At 38.7% G+C, this 14250-nt stretch carries 14 protein-coding genes and 1 pseudogene; 10 read left to right on the top strand and 5 right to left on the bottom strand.

Annotation, left to right across the window (positions count from 1 at the left end):
• Positions 1–99: 99 nt before the first annotated feature.
• The gene (gene coaBC / locus B7C41_RS18810; RefSeq protein WP_085300515.1) at positions 100–1341 is read right to left on the bottom strand and encodes a bifunctional phosphopantothenoylcysteine decarboxylase/phosphopantothenate--cysteine ligase CoaBC; all 1242 of its coding nucleotides are present in this window, start codon (positions 1339–1341) and stop codon (positions 100–102) included.
• A gap of 85 nt (positions 1342–1426) precedes the next feature.
• On the opposite strand from coaBC, the gene radC reads away from it, so the two are divergent.
• From radC to B7C41_RS18790, 4 genes are all read left to right on the top strand, one after another.
• Positions 1427–2104, top strand: coding sequence for a RadC family protein (gene radC, locus B7C41_RS18805; RefSeq protein ID WP_085300514.1), 678 nt, complete (start codon positions 1427–1429; stop codon positions 2102–2104).
• A 464-nt stretch (positions 2105–2568) separates the two neighbouring features.
• A complete protein-coding gene (rpmB, locus tag B7C41_RS18800; RefSeq protein ID WP_077284236.1) occupies positions 2569–2805 on the top strand; it encodes a 50S ribosomal protein L28 in 237 nt (78 codons plus the stop codon).
• Between the two features lie 9 nt (positions 2806–2814).
• Positions 2815–2970 carry a 50S ribosomal protein L33 gene (rpmG, locus tag B7C41_RS18795; protein WP_070375415.1) on the top strand — a complete coding sequence of 52 codons (156 nt, stop codon included), beginning with the start codon at positions 2815–2817 and terminating at the stop codon, positions 2968–2970.
• A 306-nt stretch (positions 2971–3276) separates the two neighbouring features.
• The gene (locus B7C41_RS18790; protein WP_235839787.1) at positions 3277–5088 is read left to right on the top strand and encodes a metallophosphoesterase family protein; all 1812 of its coding nucleotides are present in this window, start codon (positions 3277–3279) and stop codon (positions 5086–5088) included.
• 91 nt (positions 5089–5179) lie between these two features.
• Here B7C41_RS18790 and B7C41_RS18785 read toward each other — a convergent pair whose 3' ends face one another.
• On the bottom strand, positions 5180–6922 hold the full coding sequence (locus B7C41_RS18785; protein ID WP_085300512.1) for a DUF885 domain-containing protein: 1743 nt from the start codon (positions 6920–6922) through the stop codon (positions 5180–5182).
• Positions 6923–7056: 134 nt separating this feature from the next.
• On the opposite strand from B7C41_RS18785, the gene B7C41_RS18780 reads away from it, so the two are divergent.
• The 4 genes and pseudogenes from B7C41_RS18780 to B7C41_RS18765 all read left to right on the top strand — a co-directional run bounded on the left by B7C41_RS18780 (position 7057) and on the right by B7C41_RS18765 (position 10432).
• Positions 7057–7557, top strand: a complete 501-nt coding sequence (locus B7C41_RS18780) for a hypothetical protein (RefSeq protein WP_085300511.1) — start codon at positions 7057–7059, stop codon at positions 7555–7557.
• Positions 7558–7610: 53 nt separating this feature from the next.
• Positions 7611–8498 carry an ATP-grasp domain-containing protein gene (locus tag B7C41_RS18775; RefSeq protein ID WP_085300510.1) on the top strand — a complete coding sequence of 296 codons (888 nt, stop codon included), beginning with the start codon at positions 7611–7613 and terminating at the stop codon, positions 8496–8498.
• 18 nt (positions 8499–8516) lie between these two features.
• Positions 8517–9323 (top strand): annotated as a pseudogene (mutM, locus tag B7C41_RS18770) (bifunctional DNA-formamidopyrimidine glycosylase/DNA-(apurinic or apyrimidinic site) lyase); the annotation flags it as partial.
• A gap of 254 nt (positions 9324–9577) precedes the next feature.
• On the top strand, positions 9578–10432 hold the full coding sequence (locus tag B7C41_RS18765; RefSeq protein ID WP_085300508.1) for a multiheme c-type cytochrome: 855 nt from the start codon (positions 9578–9580) through the stop codon (positions 10430–10432).
• A gap of 106 nt (positions 10433–10538) precedes the next feature.
• Here the strand turns inward: B7C41_RS18765 and coaD are convergent, their stop codons facing one another.
• Positions 10539–11033, bottom strand: a complete 495-nt coding sequence (coaD, locus tag B7C41_RS18760) for a pantetheine-phosphate adenylyltransferase (RefSeq protein ID WP_085300507.1) — start codon at positions 11031–11033, stop codon at positions 10539–10541.
• Between the two features lie 81 nt (positions 11034–11114).
• Complete coding sequence (locus tag B7C41_RS18755; protein WP_085300506.1) at positions 11115–11507, bottom strand: nuclear transport factor 2 family protein; 393 nt, start codon at positions 11505–11507, stop codon at positions 11115–11117.
• A 161-nt stretch (positions 11508–11668) separates the two neighbouring features.
• Here B7C41_RS18755 and B7C41_RS18750 point away from each other — a divergent pair, with 161 nt between their 5' ends.
• Positions 11669–12325 (top strand): TetR/AcrR family transcriptional regulator, encoded by a 657-nt coding sequence (locus B7C41_RS18750; RefSeq protein WP_085300505.1) that lies wholly within the window; start codon positions 11669–11671, stop codon positions 12323–12325.
• A gap of 15 nt (positions 12326–12340) precedes the next feature.
• Here B7C41_RS18750 and B7C41_RS18745 read toward each other — a convergent pair whose 3' ends face one another.
• A complete protein-coding gene (locus B7C41_RS18745) occupies positions 12341–13096 on the bottom strand; it encodes a 3-deoxy-D-manno-octulosonic acid kinase (RefSeq protein WP_235839784.1) in 756 nt (251 codons plus the stop codon).
• 48 nt (positions 13097–13144) lie between these two features.
• Here B7C41_RS18745 and B7C41_RS18740 point away from each other — a divergent pair, with 48 nt between their 5' ends.
• Entirely contained in the window at positions 13145–14233 is a 1089-nt protein-coding gene (locus B7C41_RS18740; protein WP_085300504.1) for a glycosyltransferase family 9 protein, read from the top strand.
• The last annotated feature ends 17 nt before the right edge of the window (positions 14234–14250 follow it).

Raw genomic sequence — 14250 nt, 5'->3', positions numbered from 1 at the left:
TTTTATTTTTTTTCAGTGTTTGCTACTGAAAAGTTAACATGATTGTATAGCGTTATTTAGTTGGTATTCAATATCGAATGTTGCTTTTTGTACGCTAGATTAACTTTTTAATGAATTTTCAAATTTTTGTTGGATATGTAGTACTAACTGTTTAGCAAGTTCACTTTTACTAGCTAGAGGTAAAACCTTTTCGTCATCAGTAGTGAATACCGTTAAGGCATTGTTATCACTATTGAAACCTTGCCCAGCGGATGCGACATTATTGGCAGCAATCATATCAAGATTCTTACGCGCTAATTTACCACGTGCATAGTGCTCGACATCTTGTGTTTCCGCAGCAAAACCAACAGTAAATGGCTTATTTGACAGGGCCGCAATATCAGCAACAATATCAGGGTTCTTGATCAGATTTAATTGCATAGTGTTGTGAGATTTCTTTATCTTTTCACTGGCAATATTATCAATACGGTAGTCAGCCACAGCGGCACAAGCAACAAAAATATTGGCTTCAGGGGCTAAATCCATAGCTTGCTGATGCATATCAGTAGCGCTGATTATGGAAACTTTACGACAATGGCTTGGCGTTGTTATGCTGACTGGCCCAGAGATAATGGTGACATCTGCGCCCAATTGTTGTGCTGCACTAGCAATAGCAAAGCCCATCTTACCAGAACTGTGATTAGATATATAACGAACAGGATCAATAGCTTCGCGCGTAGGGCCAGCGGTAATTAGCCATTTCTGGCCTTTCAAAGGTTGTTCTGTAAGTGTATTAGGTTCGTTATTGTCAAATGTTGATATTTTCTGACAAGTTAAATCTACCAATTCATCCACATCAAGCATACGACCTAAACCAACATCGCCACAGGCTTGTTCACCGGTGCCGGGGCCAAAAAATGTATAGCCCCATGTTGATAACGTGTTGAAATTATTTTGAGTTGCAGAGTTATGCCACATTTGCTGATTCATCGCCGGTGCAATGGCGATAGGTGCTGCTGTCGCTAAACATAGAGTGGTTAATAGATCGTTGGCCAAACCCGCAGCAATTTTAGCCATAATGTCGGCCGTTGCCGGAGCAATTAAAATAAAGTCCGCCCATTTGGCAAGCTCAATATGGCCCATAGCTAGTTCTGCTTGGGTATCGAGTAAACTATCTGAAACAGCATTAGCTGAAACCGCTTGTAAGGTTAAAGGTGTAATAAAAGCTTTTGCGCCTTCAGTCATGACTACACGAACATCGGCACCTTTATCTTTCAAACGACGAACCAACTCTGGTGTTTTATAGGCAGCAATACCACCACTAATACCCAAGAGAATTTTTTTACCCTGAAGAATCTGCATAAACTGCTAATCTTAATAACGACAATTGCCGATAAGATAGCATTATTCTCGGATTTTTTAAAATCACTTTGCAAGGATGCAACCTATGTTAAAAGACTGGCCTGCTGATGAAAAACCTCGAGAAAAATTATTACGATTTGGTGCCAAGAGCTTAAGTGATGCTGAATTGTTGGCTATATTTTTACGTACTGGTGTTAAAGGTTGTCATGTTGTTGATCTCGCAAGAAGATTATTGAAAAGCTTTGGTAGTATTTCGAAAATATATCAAGCTGAGCAGAATGAGTTTTGTCAGTACCATGGCTTAGGCGTTGCAAAATACGTGCAGTTACAAGCATGTTTAGAAATGTCTAAACGTTATTTAGCTGAAGAGATGCAAGAAGGGCATACGTTAACGTCATCAATGGCTACACAAAAATTTTTAACAGCTGAACTTCGTTATGAAACTCGAGAAGTATTTGCAGTACTTTTTTTAAATACCCAGCATCAAGTCATAAAATTTGAACGGTTATTTCACGGTACTATTAATGCTGCAGCAGTTTACCCACGCATTGTAGTAGAAGCGGCGTTAAAATATCAGGCTGGCGCTATTATTTTAGCTCATAATCATCCTTCAGGTATAGCAGAGCCCAGTATTGCTGATAATCAAATTACAGAGCGTTTAGAGCAAGCTCTTGCTTTAATCGATGTGAAAGTTCTTGATCATATTATCGTCGCAGGTTGTCATTGCTACTCGTATGCCGAGCATGGCAAAGTGAATGGATGATAACTTGCAACTTAATGTGACAATGGATTATTGATATTTTTTCGGCATAATAGTGTTTGTAATAATTAGTCGAAAAACTACATGTTGAGCGAATTAACTACCGCAATAATTTGATATTGAATTGCAATCATTCAAAACAGGTATTCCCCTATTTTTGTTTGATGCACCGTGCAAGTAAGATCAAAATAAAAAATTATCTAAATTATTGGACTCTAAAATATACGGATAGTGCTCAATTATCGTGCTACTCGGATGATAATATAGCATAAAAGCGCTTGTTTTTGCTTTGATTTGCAACTTAAGTCTTTGAAATTTAATTGTTTTAAAAACTATGCGCTTAAAGTGCTATTAATGCTAGCATTCGTTTTTCACTTTCACTATAATATGCCACCTTTTTCAGGATCCCGAGGCGACGGTCTTGGGGAAATATAGCACGACCTGAAATTAATTTTGGAGTACTCAATATGTCAAAAGTCTGCCAAGTAACAGGCAAAAAGCCAATGGTTGGTAACAACCGTTCGCACGCAAGAAACGCGACTCGTCGTCGTTTTTTACCTAACCTTCAAACTCACCGTTTTTGGGTTGAGAGTGAAAATAGTTTCGTTAAATTACGTTTAACTCCGAAAGGAATGCGTATTATCGATAAAAAAGGTATTGATGCAGTTTTAACTGATATCCGTGCCCGTGGCGAAAAAGTTTAAGGAATTACAATGCGCGATAAAATCCGTTTAGTTTCTAGTGCTGGCACTGGCCATTTTTACACTACTGACAAAAACAAAAAAACAATGCCTGAAAAAATGGAGATCAAAAAGTTTGATCCTCGCATTCGTCAGCATGTTATGTATAAAGAAGCTAAAATCAAGTAATTGATTTTTCTTTGTTAAAAACCCGGTTTATACCGGGTTTTTTATTGCCTAAATAAAATGATTTAGCTCATCTCCTTCATCTTGCTAGCTTAGCTCTTAAATTGCATTTTGAAGTAGTACAGGTATAAACTAATAGCAAAAAGCTTTCACACAACTTGAAATCGTGCGTTAAAGTCAATATAAGTTTATTTTGGAGTTATTATCAGTACTTGCCATTCTATTCCAGCGATTATAGCGGGGCCTCTTGTTAGGCACGTTAGTCAACATCAACTGACCTTTTGGTTAGTCACCAGTCAAGTTTATGATTTGCAGTTTCAGTTATATGCTGGAGAAGAAAGTACGTTAATAACTGAAATAGCGCTAAATTGTAAGCAAAATCAACAAGTGCGCATTGGCAAGCAAGCTTTCGTAAATTTAGTATCGATAAACTTCCCTGACGCATTACCTCTTGATACGCTACTCGCTTATAATTTTGTTTTGATGGCTGATGAACAGCAACATTCGCTAGTCGAATGTATGCCCGAGATTTTATATCCAGAGCAAAAGTATCCAAATTTTTCGATAAAATCAGACATTAAGCAAATGTTGCATGGTTCGTGTCGAAAACCTCATTTTGATAGTGGTGATGGCTTGGTACAGGTTGACCATGTGATTGCAGAATCGGTTAATGATGTAACTGCACGTCCGGCAATGTTGATGATGTCGGGTGACCAAATATACGCTGATGATGTTGCTGGCCCAATGTTAGTGGCAATACATCAGGTTATTGAATTACTCGGCTTGTATGATGAGCAATGGCAAGGAACAATAGTTAATTCAAGTGAAGAACTGTTTTCTAGCCCATTTTGTTATTACCAACGAGACCAGCTGTTACCACATGATTCAGCCAATAAAGCGGTTTATGACAAAATATTTGCTGCCAGTAAAAAACCAATATTTACTTCGGTTAATTCAAAAAACCATCTAGTTACTTTAGCTGAAGTTTTTGCGATGTATTTATTAACGTGGTCCCCTATCATGTGGCGCTTTGTTGATTTGAAAGCTGATAAAGTTGCAGCGGAATATTTAGCAACATTTCAAACCGAAGTAAAAATCATTGAACGATTTATTAACGGTTTACAGCCCGTTTCAAGAGCATTAGCACATATACCTAGCTATATGATATTCGATGATCATGATATAACTGATGATTGGAATTTAACCCGAGGTTGGGAAGAAGCAGCATATGGCCATCCATTTTCTAAACGTATTATTGGCAATACGCTAATTGGCTATTGGCTTTGTCAGGGCTGGGGCAATGCGCCTGAAAAATTTACCGACCTTAATAACGACGTTGAACAATACTTTACTACTGATGGCTATCAGCGGCAAGACGAGTTGATTGATAAAATTTTAGTTTGGGACCAATGGCATTACAGTTTAGCAACCACGCCTAAAATTATCGTGCTAGATACCCGTACCCAGCGTTGGCGTTCAGAAAGTAATGCAGGTAAACCGTCAGGGCTGATGGATTGGGAAGCGTTGTCGGAGTTACAACAAGAGCTAATTAATCAGCCTGAAGTGATATTAGTTTCACCTGCGCCGATTTATGGCGTAAAAGTAATCGAAACTATTCAGCGAATATTTACTTTTTTTGGTTTTCCATTAGTTGTTGATGCAGAAAACTGGATGGCACATTCAGGTACTGCTAATGTCATGTTAAATATTTTCCGACATTATAAAACGCCACCACACTTTATTATTCTCTCGGGTGATGTTCATTACTCCTTTTTTTATGAAGTGACTCATCGATTTAGACGCAATAGTTCGCGTATTTTCCAAATAACCGCAAGTGGCATTAAAAACCAATTTCCTAGTGGACTGTTAAGACTGCTAGAGCGCCTAAATCGCTATTTATATGCCAGCTACTCGCCACTGAATTGGTTTACTAAGCGCCGCCGCATGAAAGTAAAAGTGCGTAAGCCAGACCCTGAACAGCGAAATACCTTAGTCAACCAAAGTGGCATTGGCTTAATTACGCTAACAGCTGATGAACAAGTGGTAAAAGCAGAATTACTGACGGCAAACAATGAGAAAGTGTTATTTCATCCACTGAAAATTAATGAGCAGGATAAGTAATAGTTATTTTCAAGTAAGGTAAAAAATAAAAAAGGAGAAAGCACTTAACGTGCGTTCTCCTTTATTTTTACTGTTTAATAATACTTTGAAATTATGATTGTTGTTGTTTTATCCAATCCATCGTTAACTCTTCAAGCAATGCCATCGGTAAGCTGCCGTTTTTCAGCATTTGGTCATGAAAGGCTCTAATGTCGAACTTGTTACCTAATGCTTTTTCAGCCTGAGCGCGTAATTGACGAATTTTAATTTCTCCAATTTTGTATGATAACGCTTGTGCTGGCCAGCTGATATAACGGTCGATTTGGCCGATAACATCTGCCATGCTTAAAGCGGTGTTTTCTGCTAAATAACCAATCGCTTGCTGTCGAGTCCAGCCTTTTGCATGAATACCTGTATCAACTACTAAGCGACAGGCACGCCATGCTTCATAGGTTAAACGACCAAAATCACTGTAAGGGTTTTGGTAAAAGCCAATTTCCTTACCTAAGCGTTCTGAATATAAACCCCAGCCTTCACCGTAAGCGGCGTGATATAAGGTTTTACGAAATTCAGCCATATCAACTTCTTGGGCAATTGCACTTTGAAAATGATGACCAGGTTCTGCCTCATGGAAAGTAAGCGCTTCAAGCGTATATAATGGCTGACTTGTTAAGTCCTTAGTATCTAAAAAGTAAGTGCCTGGTGTCGTACCGCTGCCGTCTGAAGCTACGTAGTAAGCGCCGCCATTAGGGCTTGATTTAATATCAAAGGTTTGGCGAGGTAATACTGAAAACCATTTAGGCAGTTGTGCTGCCATTTTACGCGTGATGTAGCTGGCTTTTTCAAGCATATCTAACGCACTATCGGTATAAAATTGTTCATCGGTACGCAAAAATTGAATAAAGTCCTTAAATTCACCTTTAAAACCAACTTCTTTGATTATTTGCTGCATTTCTTTACGAATACGGGCTACTTCATCTAAACCAGTTTGATGTATTTCGTCAGCTGACAAGTTGGTGGTGGTGTAATACTCAATTAGGTACTGGTAGTAGTCATCACCACCTTTAACACTGCTAATACCTGCGGTTGTGCGGCAGTTAGCCATATATTCTTTAGTAAAGAAGTCGTAGAAGGCTTGGTATTCAGGTAAAACGGTATCTTGAATGAGTGTTTTTACCTGTTGGCGATATTTTGATTGCTTGGCAACTGAAATGGCTTTTGGCATATTCAACAAAGGTGCATAGAAAACACTGTCTTCAACATTATCAACTAAGTGCTTACTAATTGACTTTTCGTAACCTTTAAAACTTTCGCAGTAGTGGGTGTGACCTAAAGCAATTGCTTGCTTCATATCAACAATATGTTCTTGGTTATATCGTGGGTAGTCAGCCAAGCTAACTAAATAATTACTGTAGTCTTTCTCCGTTAAAAACGACATATTCGCTGGTGCGCCAGCAAAATAACTGTGAAATCCTGAATAATAAGTTAGTGGGTATAAGTGGTCTTGAAACTGATAACTTTTAGCTTCTGCTTCACGTTCGTATTTAAATAATCGATACGTTACCTGATTAGCGGCAGATAATTTATTTACATCAATGTTGTCAATACGTGTTAATAATTCACTATTGTATTTTAACCGTCGTTCACGACCATTTGCCGACATTTCGGGCAACTTACCATTCATACGGAATGCATCAGGGTCTTTACGGAAGAATATTTGCTCTTTATTCGCTGTTTGCCAATGTTCGTTTAGCAGTTGCGTAAATTGCTCACCTGCTTGATTGGCAACAGCATTTGATGCGCAGAACAAGCCACTGAGCATTAACATGCCAGCACTTAATTGTTTTAGTTTCATATGAAAAGCCTTGCTTTAAGTTTGATATTTTTATAATTGGATACAATATGCGTGCTTACTAGTGTAAAGCTAAGTACAATTAAGCTCAATTATTTCGTATGATGATCATCAGTTTAAAAGCTTAGCGTTGTGTCATGATTAAATTATCAAAAACCGGTTGGAATAATGTCATTATCTTTGCGGTAATGGGCTTTATTCTGCTTATTAATGTTGTTAATAAAAAAGTTTATTCACCTGAAGGGGAAAGCTCTGATAGCAGTGCTAGCCAAGCACTTGCTATTATTGACCCACAGCAAGTGATATTGACGTTGACGATAGAAAATGTGGTTTTAGTCGAGCGAATAGGTCGTACTTGGCGTGCAAATCCAGCGAATATTTCGGGCCAAGCGTTAGAGCAAATGATGATGTCATGGCAGCAAAGCACTGGTGAAGTGATGGCACAAGCACCAGAAATTGATCGACAATTTTCCCTCGACGTTAAGCTTGATATTGCAGGTCTTGCAGAGCCATTACAATTAAATGTTTATGCAACCGAGCAACAATTACTGGTTTTTAACCCACAGCAACAACAATGGCTAGCGTTGCCAATAGAAATTTACGGGCAGTTATTTCCACAAGAAATTTTTGCTAATTAACTCACCCTTGTTTGTGTTCGTTCACAGCTACATCGCAGAGAAAATGAAATATTATGAGAAAATGTGCAATTTTATCAATGGACAGTTTGGTTGACTTTGAAGCGTATGATGACTTAATTGATCAGCCAATGTTGGCATTAGGTTGGCAAACGGAAGTAGTTTCATGGCGCAATAGTTCAGTGAACTGGTCAGATTATGAAGTGGTGGTTATTCGCAGTCCTTGGGATTATCAAGATGATATGGAAAGCTTCGTGAAAGTGCTGACCAACATTGAGCAATCAAGTGCTCGTTTAGAAAATAGTTTAAACGTAGTGCAGTGGAATATTAATAAAATTTACCTAACTCACTTAGAAGCTGACGATGTCACTATTGTACCAACACTATGGCCAGATGCTTTTAATGCTGATGATCTTGCTGGATATTTTACGCATTTTTCCACGGCGCAAATAGTTTTAAAGCCAAGAGTTAGTGCTAACGCTGATAATACTTTCTGGTTAACGCAAGATAACTACCAAAGTAAAATTGTCGAATTAAGCGCAGCGTTTGCTAGTCGAGAAATGATGGTACAACCTTTTATGGCTGATATTTGCCAAGAAGGTGAGTTCTCTTTGTTCTATTTCAACGGTGAATTTAGTCACGCGATATTAAAAACGCCAGCTAAAGGTGATTTTCGTGTACAAGAAGAGCATGGTGGCGGACTATTATCAGTAACTCCTGAGCCTGCACTTGAAGCTGCAGCCAATAAAACTATGCAAGCCATTAGCAAGTTGCACGGTGAGTTACTTTACGCCCGTATTGATTTTGTTCGTCATCAAGATACCTTTGCTTTGATGGAAGCTGAATTAATTGAGCCGTCACTATATTTCAATATGGATGCTGCTTCTCCACAACGTTTTGCTGATGCGCTAGTTGCCCGCATGGCGACTGCAGAAACTAAATAAAACTAGGACTGATTGTAGATGCCAGAGTTACCAGAAGTTGAAGTATGCCGTTTAGGCATTACCCCACACATTGCCGGCAAACAAGTTGAAGATGTTGTGGTGCGCAATGCCAAACTTCGTTGGCCTATTCCAGAAGAAGTGCATAGTGTTGTCGGTAAAACCTTAGAAAAAATAGAGCGTCGTTCTAAGTATTTATTACTGCGGTTCTCTAATGGTACTTTGTTACTGCATTTAGGTATGTCAGGCTCAGTGCGAATTTTAGAGCAAGACACACCAGCCGTTAAGCACGACCATTTTGAAATGCTGTTTGATAATGAAAAAATATTGCGCTTAAATGATCCGCGCCGTTTTGGCGCAGTATTGTGGTTTCCAGAACACTTAGATCAACAAGGGTTATTAACAAAGCTCGGACCTGAGCCGCTAACCGATGATTTTAGCTATGGGCATTTATTTGCCAAAGCGGGTAATCGTAAAGTGCCGATTAAAACCTTTTTGATGGATAACCATGTCGTGGTTGGCGTCGGTAACATTTATGCCAATGAAGCATTGTTTATTGCCAGTATTCACCCTGCGACGTTAGTGAATAGCGTTAGTGAAGAAAAGTTTAATGAGCTAACGGATATTATTAAACAAGTTTTAGCGGCCGCTATTGAACAAGGTGGCACTACTTTAAAAGATTTTACTCAAGCCGACGGTAAACCGGGTTATTTCGCGCAAAAGCTTTTTGTGTATGGCCGCGCGGGTGAAAAATGCGATGGTTGTCAAAGTGTGTTAGAAGAGATTCGTCAATCAAATCGCAGCTCTGTTTTTTGCCCACAATGCCAAGTTTTACCCAAACAAACCGTAAAACAAGCAACAAAATCTAAAGCTAAGCGGAAAGTGCCTAGTAAGAAAAAAGCAGCGAAGAAGCCAAAAAATTAAATCACTAAAGAGCTAAATTACTAAATAACAAAGCAAAGTGTTGGTTGCTATGGCTTAGAATAATTTTTTTGCGCCTGATCAACTACTTATTTACATCACTGGTATACAATTATTCGTATACTGCACATATATACTTGGCTTTGGGAATTACACACGCTATGAGATGGATTTATTTTATTGTACTGCAAGCAATCCTTGCTTTAGTGATAGCAGGGATTGTCTATAAACATAGCGACAAAGCCGTTATTATTAAAACACCACCAACAGCATTAGCGCAATGGTATAAGCCTGAGAACAAGCGTCAGGTTTGGTTGCATAATATGTTTAAACTGCGCCGTGAAATTCAGGCTGTAGAGTTTTACGCCCAAGAGAAAGACCAAAAACATCTTAATAAGTGGGCGGCAGCATTAAATGAGCATTACTTTAAAATTAGCGAAATGGTGCCTAGTTGGGATAAAAAACTTGCAACATCAACACTTGAAAACTTAAAAAACCACGTTGCTCAGCAAAATTATACCGGCGTATTAATTGCAGTGGATAATTTGCAAAAAAACTGTGACTCTTGTCATAGTGATTATCGAGAAATTACTGCCTTGACGTATCGAGCGCCTGACTTTTCAGCAGTTGAAGTTGAACCTTTACTGCCATTTAACACCCATATGCAAAGCTTAATTACGCAAGTTAATCAGATCAAGATAGCCTCAGAAGATGGTATGACGGAGCTTGCTTTATCCTCGCTAACTGATCTTAAAAAGGGCATGCATAAATTAGGTGAGGTATGTAGCGATTGCCATAAACAAGACAAACAAAGCTATCCAAGTGAAGAAATGAATAATACCTTGTTAAGTTTAGAGAATAGTTTGAAAACAGGAACGCTTAAAGATCAAGGGATGGATTTAGGTACGCTAGCCGTGCAAGCATGTGCCCGATGTCATGGTACTCACAGACTAATTTCTGGCGCTAAGAATTTATTATTAAAAGAGCAAAGCTTGGCTGAGCTATTGAAGCATTAGTTTCAGTGTTTTCAAACGTACTGAGCAAGATAAATTAAAAGCCGATTGATATTATAAAGCAGCTCTTGGAGCTGCTTTTTTATTGCTAAAAACTGGAGTGAGTTTTTTACTTTTTCTTATCTTGTAGTAAAGACTGCTCAAGTGCTTGCTTAACCACTGGATGAACAAATTGGCTAACATCACCATTATGTATGGCAACTTCCTTTACTAACGTAGAAGATATAAAAGAATTTTCTTCCGCAGGTGTTAAGAACACTGACTCTAAATCTGGCGACAAGCGACGGTTCATATTGGCTAGTTGGAATTCGTATTCAAAATCTGAAACTGCGCGTAAACCACGAATCAGTACATTAGCCTGATGATCTTTAGCAAAATCGACTAATAAGCCAGTAAAGCCGACAACACTGACATTGGGTAAATGACTTGTTACTGCTTCAAGTAAAGCAACACGCTGTGCTAAATCAAAGCGCGGCTTTTTACTCGGACTAGCGGCGATGCCAACAATTACTTCACTAAATAAACGACTGGCTCGTTCGATTAAATCGGCATGGCCGTTAGTCACAGGATCAAATGTTCCTGGATAAATTGCTTTTACTGGCATAGTTTTAAGGTTTTTAATGGTATAAAAACCTTATTGTAAATGGCAAACTGCCGAATTTCAAAGCTATCTTTATTACTGATTTTATTGCGCTGCTTGTTGCTGTAGTTTGGCTAGCATGGCCGTCATCTGGTCATTAATCATATTTAGTGCTTTGAATGGCCTGATCATCACTTTGAACTCAGTAATTTGTTGGTCATCATTCCAGGTGATCATATCAATGCCATTCACTTCTATGCCATTAAGCGTTAGTTGAAATTCAAGAACAGCGGTTTGACCGTTAATGAACTCTTTAACGTAGCGAAAATCATCAGTGAGAAAGGTATGAAAAGCCGCTTGTAGATACATCGAAACCATTTTTTTACCTTGAATCGGTGTATGAATAACAGGTGAATGTAATACTGCATTTTCACTTAGCATTGAGCCTAATTTTGAAATATCTCTTTGATTAATAGTTTCATGCCAATTACTTATCATTTTATTTCCTTATTGTTGATTAAAAAAACTACCATGCACTCAAATCTAACAGGTGTCAACATAGGGTTAGCTTAAAGTATTTACTCGAAATACTTTAATTTTGGCTAATTTTGATAGTATGATAGAAAAATCTATGTCACCAAATACAAGAAGTAGTATTCATGAAAACTCGGGATAAAATAATTCAAGCCAGCATTGTATTATTTAATGAACAAGGTGAACGTAACGTTACCACAAATCATATTGCTGCCGATCTTGGTATTAGCCCTGGTAATCTCTATTACCACTTCCGTAATAAAGAGGACATTATTCTCTCAATTTACGAAGAGTACGCGCGTAGCTTGTTGATAGAAACTATGCCTGAAGTTAGTCCTGACGTAGAGCCGCTAGATGCCATTATTTTGTATATGGATGTGGTGTTTCAAGCAATGATGAAATTTCGTTTTTTCTATAGTAATTTACCTGTACTGCTTGCTAAAAACCCACTACTTCATGATAAATATGTTGAGGTACAAAGTTTTATTTCACAACGAGTTAGTGAGTTATTGATTTCATTGCGTGATGCGAAAATGATGGAATTTTTAGATGAAGATTTACCTGATATTGTTAGTATTTTACGTTTAGTGAATACCTTTTGGTTAAGCTTTTATCAAACCCAAAATAATGACACTGAAATTAACGATGCGGTATTTTATCAAGGCGTTTTGAAAATTTTAGTTATCATTCAACCGTACATTAGTGAATCAGCACAAGACGAGTTTTTGAAAGCTCGTGCTATGTACCGCCAACGCTGCCAAGACAGTTTAGACGCTGCCTAAACTGCGATATTTAAGTTAAGACTGGTAACCTTTCATCAAGGCTTGCCAGTTCTCTTCTTGCCATTGAAAGTTAACCACTCGATGACATTCTTTTCTAAATGAGCGTAATAACCTAGCCATATTATCTTCAGGCCATTTTTCTAACGTTTTTCGCTGCTCGCCACGATCAAAATCTATCAGAAAAACCTGATTTTTATCATCAACTAAAATGTTGTGAGCATTTAAATCATGATGATAAATACCCTGTTGATGGAATGCTTTGATCACTTTGCCAATTGTAAACCACAGCGCATGATCAATTTTTTTATGACTCAATACGCCGACTAAATCGCTGGCATTTTCAATGCGTGATGACAGCAAGTCAGCGCGATAGAAAAGTCCGTGTTTTATAACGCGAAAAGCAACAGGTTTTGGTGCGGGTAAACCTTTTGAACGCATGGTTTTTAATAATGCAAACTCACGGGCAGCGCGTGTTTTTTCTAAACCGCCGTATAAATATTGATCGTTAATGATTTTTCCAATTAGCCCGCCACGATAATAATGGCGCAACACCCAATTTTGCATAATGTGTGCAGAGTTTTTAGTGGCAATAAACCAAGTCGTACCACGGCCTTGAGCACTACCAACAATAGAATTCTTTGCTTGCCAATATTCACTGTCGAGCATTTCGGGGGCAAAAGCTTCAATTTCAACATTGTCGTAACGGCAGTAAACATTGCCTTGTTGAAAAAATTTTTCCTGACAGGGTTTTACAATTGCGGGCTGGTTCAAGATAATAGGCCTATATTATATTTCTGCTCCTATTGTGGTGATTCCTTTATGCTGGGTCAATTATCTGTGCCAAAAAATTTATGTTTATTACGTTTATCAGCTATCGGTGACGTTTGTCATGCTGTTGCAATGGTGCAAAATATTCAGCGCCAGTGGCCAGAGTCCAAAATCACTTGGGTGATTGGTAAAATTGAAGCAAGTTTGCTGCAAGGTATGGAAGGTGTTGAATTTGTTATTTTCGACAAGCGAGCTGGCTTGCAAGGTTATCGTGATTTACGAGCAAAATTAAAAGGCAGGAAATTTGATGTTTTGCTGCATATGCAAGTGGCATTGCGCGCAAGCCTTGCTAGTTTATGTATTCCGGCGAAAGTTAAAATAGGCTTTGATAACCAACGGGCAAAAGAAGCACAGTGGCTATTTACTAACGAAAAAATCGCAGCACAAGCTGAACCGCATGTATTAGATGGTTTTATGGGCTTTGCAGAGGCGTTGGGTGTAGAAGCTAGCGCGCCGATATGGCGTATGCCGATTACAGATGAAGAGCAACTGTGGGCGAATGAAAAGCTCAATGATAATAATAAAGCAGATAAGCCTATTGCTATTATTTGCCCAGCAGCTAGCAAGGCTGAACGCAATTGGCACGCAGAAGGTTATTCTCAAGCCGCAAAGCACTTAAATGCTCGCGGTTTTAAGGTGGTTATTTGTGGTGGCCCAACAACCATGGAAAAACTGCTTGCTGAAGCGATTATTAGCCGCAGTGAATTTAGCACAGGTGAAAATGAGATCCTTAACTTAGTTGGCCAAACTAGTTTAAAGCAACTTCTCGCGGTATTAAAAGCGGCGCACTTGGTCATAGCACCTGATACTGGCCCTGCTCATATGGCAGTGACCGTTGGTACTCCTGTGGTCGGTTTATACGCACACAGTAATCCAAAGCGTACTGGGCCGTATTTATATCCACAATATGTGGTAAGTGCCTATGAAGCGGCAATACAATTACAGTATGGTAAAAGTGTTAAGCAACTGCCTTGGGGAGTTCGCGCTAAAGGCAAAGATCTAATGATGCAAATTAGCATCGCACAAGTGAATCAAACTATCGACCGATTGATAGCTGATAACTATGCAGAATTGCTTTAGATAAGTACAGGGAAGCA

The organism is Cognaticolwellia mytili, assembly GCF_002104475.1.
GTDB lineage: Bacteria > Pseudomonadota > Gammaproteobacteria > Enterobacterales > Alteromonadaceae > Cognaticolwellia > Cognaticolwellia mytili.
The sequence above is the reverse complement of the archived record's forward strand: the minus strand, read 5'-3'. Positions and strand labels throughout refer to the sequence as shown.

Bases quoted from the DNA above. Each gene is read 5' to 3' on its own strand.
- coaBC (WP_085300515.1), bottom strand. From the start codon at position 1,341: ATGCAGATTCTTCAGGGTAAAAAAATTCTCTTGGGTATTAGTGGTGGT.
- B7C41_RS18775 (WP_085300510.1), top strand. From the start codon at position 7,611: ATGAGAAAATGTGCAATTTTATCAATGGACAGTTTGGTTGACTTTGAA.
- B7C41_RS18785 (WP_085300512.1), bottom strand. From the start codon at position 6,922: ATGAAACTAAAACAATTAAGTGCTGGCATGTTAATGCTCAGTGGCTTG.
- coaD (WP_085300507.1), bottom strand. From the start codon at position 11,033: ATGCCAGTAAAAGCAATTTATCCAGGAACATTTGATCCTGTGACTAAC.
- rpmB (WP_077284236.1), top strand. From the start codon at position 2,569: ATGTCAAAAGTCTGCCAAGTAACAGGCAAAAAGCCAATGGTTGGTAAC.
- B7C41_RS18750 (WP_085300505.1), top strand. From the start codon at position 11,669: ATGAAAACTCGGGATAAAATAATTCAAGCCAGCATTGTATTATTTAAT.
- B7C41_RS18765 (WP_085300508.1), top strand. From the start codon at position 9,578: ATGAGATGGATTTATTTTATTGTACTGCAAGCAATCCTTGCTTTAGTG.
- B7C41_RS18755 (WP_085300506.1), bottom strand. From the start codon at position 11,507: ATGATAAGTAATTGGCATGAAACTATTAATCAAAGAGATATTTCAAAA.
- B7C41_RS18740 (WP_085300504.1), top strand. From the start codon at position 13,145: ATGCTGGGTCAATTATCTGTGCCAAAAAATTTATGTTTATTACGTTTA.
- radC (WP_085300514.1), top strand. From the start codon at position 1,427: ATGTTAAAAGACTGGCCTGCTGATGAAAAACCTCGAGAAAAATTATTA.
- B7C41_RS18780 (WP_085300511.1), top strand. From the start codon at position 7,057: ATGATTAAATTATCAAAAACCGGTTGGAATAATGTCATTATCTTTGCG.
- rpmG (WP_070375415.1), top strand. From the start codon at position 2,815: ATGCGCGATAAAATCCGTTTAGTTTCTAGTGCTGGCACTGGCCATTTT.